Raw genomic sequence first — 6,524 nt, forward strand, 5'->3', positions numbered from 1 at the left:
TTTTATCAGCTTTCTTCTAAAATCAATGTTTGTCTTGAAAAAGGCTATGCGCCGCAGCACTTCTTGTATTTTTTGCCGCTGCCGCAAGGACAAGGCTCGTTTCTTCCCACTTTTGCAACTTCTCTTTTAAACTGCTTTGGAATAACGGGTTTCCCGTCAAGAAAATACCAAATACCGTTTGCTTTTTCAAAAAGAGCAAGTTCATGGTGGGATTCTTTTTTATCCTTTTTTGCATAATGGGCCAGAAATTCAATCTGACCTTTATCATCGCCTGCGCCGCCAAGATTGACATCAAGAATTTCAAGATTCAGCCAGTCTGATTTCTCGGCCCATTTTCTTGTTCCTTCAGAGTCATAATGGGCTCTCTGGCTAGGGTGAGTTGTGGCATAGAGATACTCAAGCTCAACCTTGGTATATGCAGTATATCTTGATCTTAAAAGCTCTTCTGCTGTTGCGGCCTTTCTCTGATCCTGAATAAGCGGTTCGCAGCACTCTGTGTATCCTTTTCCTGAACCGCATGGACAAATTTCCATCTTTCTGCTCCTTAAAATAGAGATTAATCAAAGCCAAAAAACAAAAGCATGTTTTTTTTATTAGATTGGCGTTTAATTTTCAAGTTTCAAAATCATAAATCATATGGGGTAAGACTCTCATACCCGCCTTCAGTTACTACAACCGTCTGCTCGAACTGTGCGGACAGAGACCCGTCCTTGGTTTTTGCAGTCCATTGATCCCTTAAAACGTAAAGATCATGTCCGCCAATATTTATCATTGGCTCGACAGTAAAAACCATACCAGGCACAAGTGGAGTCCCGGTTCCTTTTCTGCCGTAATGCATAATCTGGGGTGATTCATGGAAATCATAACCTATTCCGTGACCGACGTATTCACGCACGACAGAACACCCTTGTCCCTCGGCATAAACCTGGATGGCGTTTCCGATATCACCTGTGGTACTTCCGGGCCTGACGACCGAAAGCCCTCTTTTGAGACTTTCCCTTGCCACATTGACTATCTTAACCGCATCAGGTTCAGGAGTTCCTACGAAGTATGTAATATTGGCATCAGCATAATATCCGTCAAGGATAGTTGTTACATCCACATTTACTATATCACCGTCTTTAAGAATATAATCTCCTGGAATACCGTGACAGATCACATCATTTACAGACACACATACACTTTTAGGGAAGCCGCGGTAATTTAAAGGTGCGGGTTTCCCTCCATTTTTTACAGTGAACTCATGAACTATGGTGTTTATTTCATCCGTAACCATTCCAGGTCTGAGCTGAGACTCTACAAGTCTCTGGGTTTCCATTACAAGAATCCCGGCTTTCCGAATACCTTCAATGGCCTTTTCATCTTTAAGTTTTATGCCGTATTTTCTTGCATAAAGAAGCTTAAGATCAACAACAGGTGCCACTCTGGTCTTGCCGGAAAGACAACATTTTTTGTATTTGAGGCCACTTCCGCATGGGCAGTCATCATTCCTACCAGGTTTCTCCGAATTATTCTGCAAGGCCAGTCTCTCCTTTTTAACTTTGTTTTTTTCAAAATTTTTATTACCTATATCAGCATTACAACTAAAACAATAAAAAAGCAGCCAATAAAAGCCATGATGTACAACATCGAATCTAAATTACCTATGGTATCAGACAAGTTTTCTATTTCCATGAAAAGGCAGAGACCTGACAAGGAAATATCAGGAAGCCCTGAAAGAACTGACTTCAGATGTGTGATCGAATCAGATGACGGAGGCCTGTTTCTCATTGAATGCTTTGATCTGTCAAAGAGCAAAAGAAAACAGATCATAGCCGAAACAATTAACAGACTAAACATCCACGGCCTTAAAAAAACAATCCCATACGAAAAATCATTGGACGGAAGTTTTCTTTTTACCGAAAGCGGTTTAGTGTGGCAAATATGCAGATTTATTGAATCAGATAATATCGTCAGGCCTGACTATATTTTTCTACCTGAAATAGGCGCGGTGTTTGCTGACTTCATAATTGATCTAAACAGGATCAGCAGAAAAATTGACCTGAACAGCGCAGATCTTCCATTTTTTTCAATCAAAAAATACATAGTTTCAATATTCAGTCAGATTAACACACATAACCCGGAAATTATTCCCGGTATAAAGCCTGTATATGACTTCCTCAAAGCCGAATTTTTCGAAAAGCACTGTTTGCTTAAGGAAGGATTCTGCCACGGCGACATTCATCCCATGAATGCAATATGGAAAAACAATGAAATTATCGCGGTGATTGACTGGGAGTTCATGGGAATCAAACCAGAAATATATGACCTTGCAAATCTTCTTGGGTGCATTGGGATAGAAGATCCTAATGCGCTTGGCGGGAACCTTGTAAATGAGTTGATAGGAAAGCTCAAGAAATCTGGTATTTATGGGAATGAATCCTGGGACATTCTTATTGAATTTGTCATTGCCGTCAGATTCGGATGGCTTTCTGAATGGTTAAGAAAAAAAGATACGGAAATGATTCATCTTGAAACAGATTTCATGAATCTGCTTTTGAATTATAGCAAAGACATAAAATCACACTGGAACACAATCAGAGGAGAAAACTAATGGATCTTACAGGCAAAAAAGTGATTATTCTTGTAGAGCAGCAGTTCAATGATCATGAGTTCTGGTACCCTTATTACAGAATGCTTGAGGCAGGCGCCGGCGTGACCATTGTCGGCTCAGGCACAGCCATCGATTATAAGGGCAAGGATGGCACACAGACCAAATCGGACAAATCAGCCGACCAGATCAATCCTTCTGACTTTGACGCCATAATCATCCCAGGCGGATTCGCCCCTGATTTCATGAGAAGAAACAAAGCCATGGTAAATCTTGTAAAAATCATGTCAGAAAGCGGAAAAACCGTTGCAGCAATCTGTCACGCAGGCTGGATGCTGGCTTCGGCAAAAATTCTTAAAGGGAAAAAAGCAACATCATTTTTTGCCATAAGAGATGACATGGAGAATGCAGGAGCAATATGGATGGATGAAGAAGTCGTAATTGACGGAAAACTTGTAACAAGCAGAACTCCGGCTGACCTTCCCGCATTCATGAAAGCTGTGCTTAAATCAATCTCCGCATAATTTCTCCTAAGGTGCTCAAGCCGGAAGGCTTGTGCACCAGAGTGTGTGCCTTGTATGGTTAAATTGCAGTAAAAAAAGGCCAATTCGTAGATCGTATTAGAGCGGCCTTTGCTCGTAATCCGACATTGATCCGAATGCAGGCGGGTCGCTTTTTGAAAAAAGCTCCGCAAAAACTTTTCGGTTATAAGACAAGGTACATACAAATATTTCCGCCCTATGCATAAACATGGCAAATTTCCATTTCAGGAAGTATATTTGAGAAAAGACTGAAACTTAATTTCTCAGGTGACTTATGAAGCCGAAAAAAATGATGAAACTTGGTATTCCCCAGGGATTACCACTCCAAATAGCAAAAACATGCATAGAGTCCGCTAAAAACTGTGGCATGGCCAGTGATGAAATTGATGATCTTCTGAAGGATCTAAAAAAAAGGCCCCACACTTATCTGAAAGATCCCAATTTCAAAGAGCTTGCCAAAGCCATTATCGAAGCAGATCATCCTGAACTTGAAATAAAACCACGCAAACACGGTGAAAACATGGCTCCCTGGAAGCAGTGGGGAGACAATCTTGAACATGAGGCCATAGAACAGATGCGCAACGCATGCAGCCTGCCTGTTTCAGTTGTCGGCGCTCTCATGCCTGACGCGCATTCTGGCTACGGATTGCCCATTGGCGGAGTCCTTGCTGTAAAAAATGCCATCATACCTTTTGGTGTGGGAATGGACATAGCCTGCAGGATGAAACTTTCCGTTCTTGATATTCATCCAGAGGAAATCGAAAACAACCAGGACAGATTCATCAAGGCCATTGATTCTGAAACGCGTTTCGGAGTCGGCTCTTCTTTCAGAAAAAGACGCCAGCACGATGTAATGGACGAAGACTGGAACTTTTCGTCCCTGACCAAAAGGCTCAAAAACAAAGCCTGGGAACAACTTGGAACCAGCGGATCAGGCAATCACTTCGTTGAATTCGGTATTCTTCACCTAAGAACCGGAGAAATGGGGCTTGCTCCCGGAGAATACCTGGCATTCCTTAGCCACAGCGGAAGCAGAGGCTCAGGAGCCGAAATAGCGACCTATTACAGCAAGCTTGCTTCCCAGCGCCATCCTGGACTTCCCCGCCACCTGTCAAAGCTGGCGTGGTTTGATCTGGATTCAGCAGATGGCCAGGCATACTGGAAATCAATGGAGCTTATGGGTAAATATGCGGCGGCAAATCATGAGCTTATCCACAGATATGTTTCTGAACACCTCGGAGTAAGAATAATCGGAGGCGTTGAAAATCATCATAATTTTGCATGGAAAGAACGCTTCGGGAATGAGGATCTGATTATCCACAGAAAAGGAGCCACGCCAGCAGGTGAAGGCATTCTTGGCATGATTCCGGGATCAATGGCAGCTCCAGGATATGTAGTTGTTGGCAGAGGCAACCCTGAATCCCTGAACTCAGCAGCCCACGGTGCAGGCAGACTCATGAGCAGGACAGAGGCAAAAAAACGCTATAAATGGAGCGATGCCTTAAGAGTCCTTGATTCCAAAGGAATCAGGGTGCTCTCCGCCGGGATCGACGAAGTTCCTATGGCATACAAGGACATAGACATTGTAATGGCAGCCCAGGAGGATCTTGTATCCATAGTCGCGAGGTTTGATCCCAAGCTTGTCAAGATGGACTGATGATTGTTTTAGTAACGGAATCGACTGGCTCCCATGATTTGCGTGGGAGCGCAGGAACGAGTCAAAACGATAATCAATTTTCACTCCCGCTCCGGAGCTTTTACCTCTCTTTTCATCATCTGGATAATTTTGGCCTTGGCTGTTTTTAAATGATAATTCATGATCCCGTTTTTTTCTGCTTCGGTAATAATTCTGAGGGCATCACTATAAAGATTCTTTTTGGAAAGATAAAAGGCCTCTTCGGTATATAAAGCAGGATTCTTTGACCCTGATTCTATTCTTTCCAATCGCAACTTTGAGGCTTCTTCGCCTCTGCCTATTTTCTGAAGGATTCCGGTTTTTACGGAATATGAATAGTCATTTACAGCTCCATTTTTTTCAGCTCTATTAATAATTTCAAGCGCGTTTTCATTATGATTTTTTTTTGAAAGGTGCAAAGCTTCGGCATTATAAAAAATCGGTTCTGTTGATCCTGATTCTATTTTTAAAAGGCGCAATTTTGACGCCTCATCATATTTTCCCATCTTCTGGAAGACTTCAGTCTTGACAGAGTATAGATGATCATTCATGGCTCCGTTTACCTCTGCCTTTTTTATAATCTCAAGAGCATCGTGATTCTGTCCTTTTTGCGAAAAATATAATGCTTGATCATTATAATAAACTGCATCCCTTGAGCCAGATTCAATTTTTTCCTGACTCAATTTGAAAGCTTCTTCTCTTCTCCCCATTTTTTGAAGAATTCTGGCTTTTACTGAATACAAATGGGAACTCATGATTCTATAATTTTCTGCCTTAGCAACAATATTAAAAGCAGCATCATAATCTTTCTTGTTATATAGATATATGGCTTCTTCGTTATAATAAGACCCATTCCTTGATCCTGAATTTATTTTATCCAATCGCAGATTAGATGCTTCATCTCCTCTCCCAATCTTCTGTAGTATCCCTGCCATAACCAGATTCAAATGGTCATCCATGACTCCTTTTTTTTGAGCCTTATCAATTATTGTAAGTGCAGCATCATTAAGATTGTTTTCAGAAAAATATAAAGCCTGTTCATTATAAAAGGCGGCATGCTTTGATCCTGCTTCTATTTTTTTCATTCGCAATATAGATGCTTCTTCACTTCTTCCAATTTTCTGAAGAATTCCTGCCTTGACCGAATACAAATGGTCATTGATAACGCCGTTTTCCTCGGCCTTGTCAATTAATGCAAGTGCATCATCATGCTTATTGCTATAATCAAGGCATCTTACCAGATTGTTGATGTATGCAGGAAAACTCGAATTTAAAGAGTAAGCCTTTTCATGATGCTGAAGCGCTTCTGAGCAACCTCTTCCATACACTCTTTCTATAACTTCACCCAAAAACCGATGATGTTTATGGCTGTCCGGTTTAATTTTTACTATCAGCCTAAGAACAGCCATGTTTTCATGATCTTTTTTGCTGAATGACAGTTGCTCGGATTTTTTTTCAAGGTAAGCATCCAGCCAACCACTTCTATTCAAGAGAAATGATATATGGCAGATTTTCTCAAAAAATATTTTGGGAGGATGATGTATGGAAGAAAAGGAAGCATTAAGCCAATCGGAATTCTGGAAAAAGGAGCTTGCGGAATGGGAGTCGAGCGGTTTAAAGGCGTTTGAATACTGCCGTATGAAGGGCCTTGGCAGGCACAAGTTTTTTTACTGGAAAAAGAAGCTGGCAAAATCGCCCGTGTCCATAGAATTCATAG

Annotated in this window: 7 protein-coding genes; 4 read left to right on the top strand and 3 right to left on the bottom strand. The window is 41.5% G+C overall.

The window, feature by feature from the left end:
* Positions 1 to 44: 44 nt before the first annotated feature.
* Complete coding sequence (locus K245_RS0109020) at positions 45 to 533, bottom strand: YchJ family protein (protein ID WP_027359029.1); 489 nt, start codon at positions 531 to 533, stop codon at positions 45 to 47.
* Positions 534 to 625: 92 nt separating this feature from the next.
* Entirely contained in the window at positions 626 to 1,519 is an 894-nt protein-coding gene (gene map / locus K245_RS0109025; RefSeq protein WP_027359030.1) for a type I methionyl aminopeptidase, read from the bottom strand.
* A 96-nt stretch (positions 1,520 to 1,615) separates the two neighbouring features.
* On the opposite strand from map, the gene K245_RS0109030 reads away from it, so the two are divergent.
* From K245_RS0109030 to K245_RS0109040, 3 genes are all read left to right on the top strand, one after another.
* Positions 1,616 to 2,593: a phosphotransferase gene (locus tag K245_RS0109030; RefSeq protein ID WP_027359031.1), complete on the top strand. Its 978-nt coding sequence runs from the start codon at positions 1,616 to 1,618 to the stop codon at positions 2,591 to 2,593.
* Entirely contained in the window at positions 2,593 to 3,114 is a 522-nt protein-coding gene (locus K245_RS0109035; RefSeq protein ID WP_027359032.1) for a type 1 glutamine amidotransferase domain-containing protein, read from the top strand. Before K245_RS0109030 ends, K245_RS0109035 begins: the two co-directional genes overlap by 1 nt.
* Positions 3,115 to 3,406: 292 nt before the next feature.
* Positions 3,407 to 4,789, top strand: coding sequence for an RtcB family protein (locus tag K245_RS0109040; protein WP_027359033.1), 1,383 nt, complete (start codon positions 3,407 to 3,409; stop codon positions 4,787 to 4,789).
* Between the two features lie 80 nt (positions 4,790 to 4,869).
* Here K245_RS0109040 and K245_RS0109045 read toward each other — a convergent pair whose 3' ends face one another.
* A complete protein-coding gene (locus K245_RS0109045; RefSeq protein WP_027359034.1) occupies positions 4,870 to 6,297 on the bottom strand; it encodes a tetratricopeptide repeat protein in 1,428 nt (475 codons plus the stop codon).
* A 52-nt stretch (positions 6,298 to 6,349) separates the two neighbouring features.
* Between K245_RS0109045 and tnpA the strand changes: the two genes are divergently transcribed.
* Positions 6,350 to 6,524: IS66 family insertion sequence element accessory protein TnpA (tnpA, locus tag K245_RS28550; protein WP_408605754.1), on the top strand; the 175-nt coding region annotated here is incomplete at its 3' end.

Source organism: Desulforegula conservatrix Mb1Pa (genome assembly GCF_000426225.1).
Lineage (GTDB): Bacteria > Desulfobacterota > Desulfobacteria > Desulfobacterales > Desulforegulaceae > Desulforegula > Desulforegula conservatrix.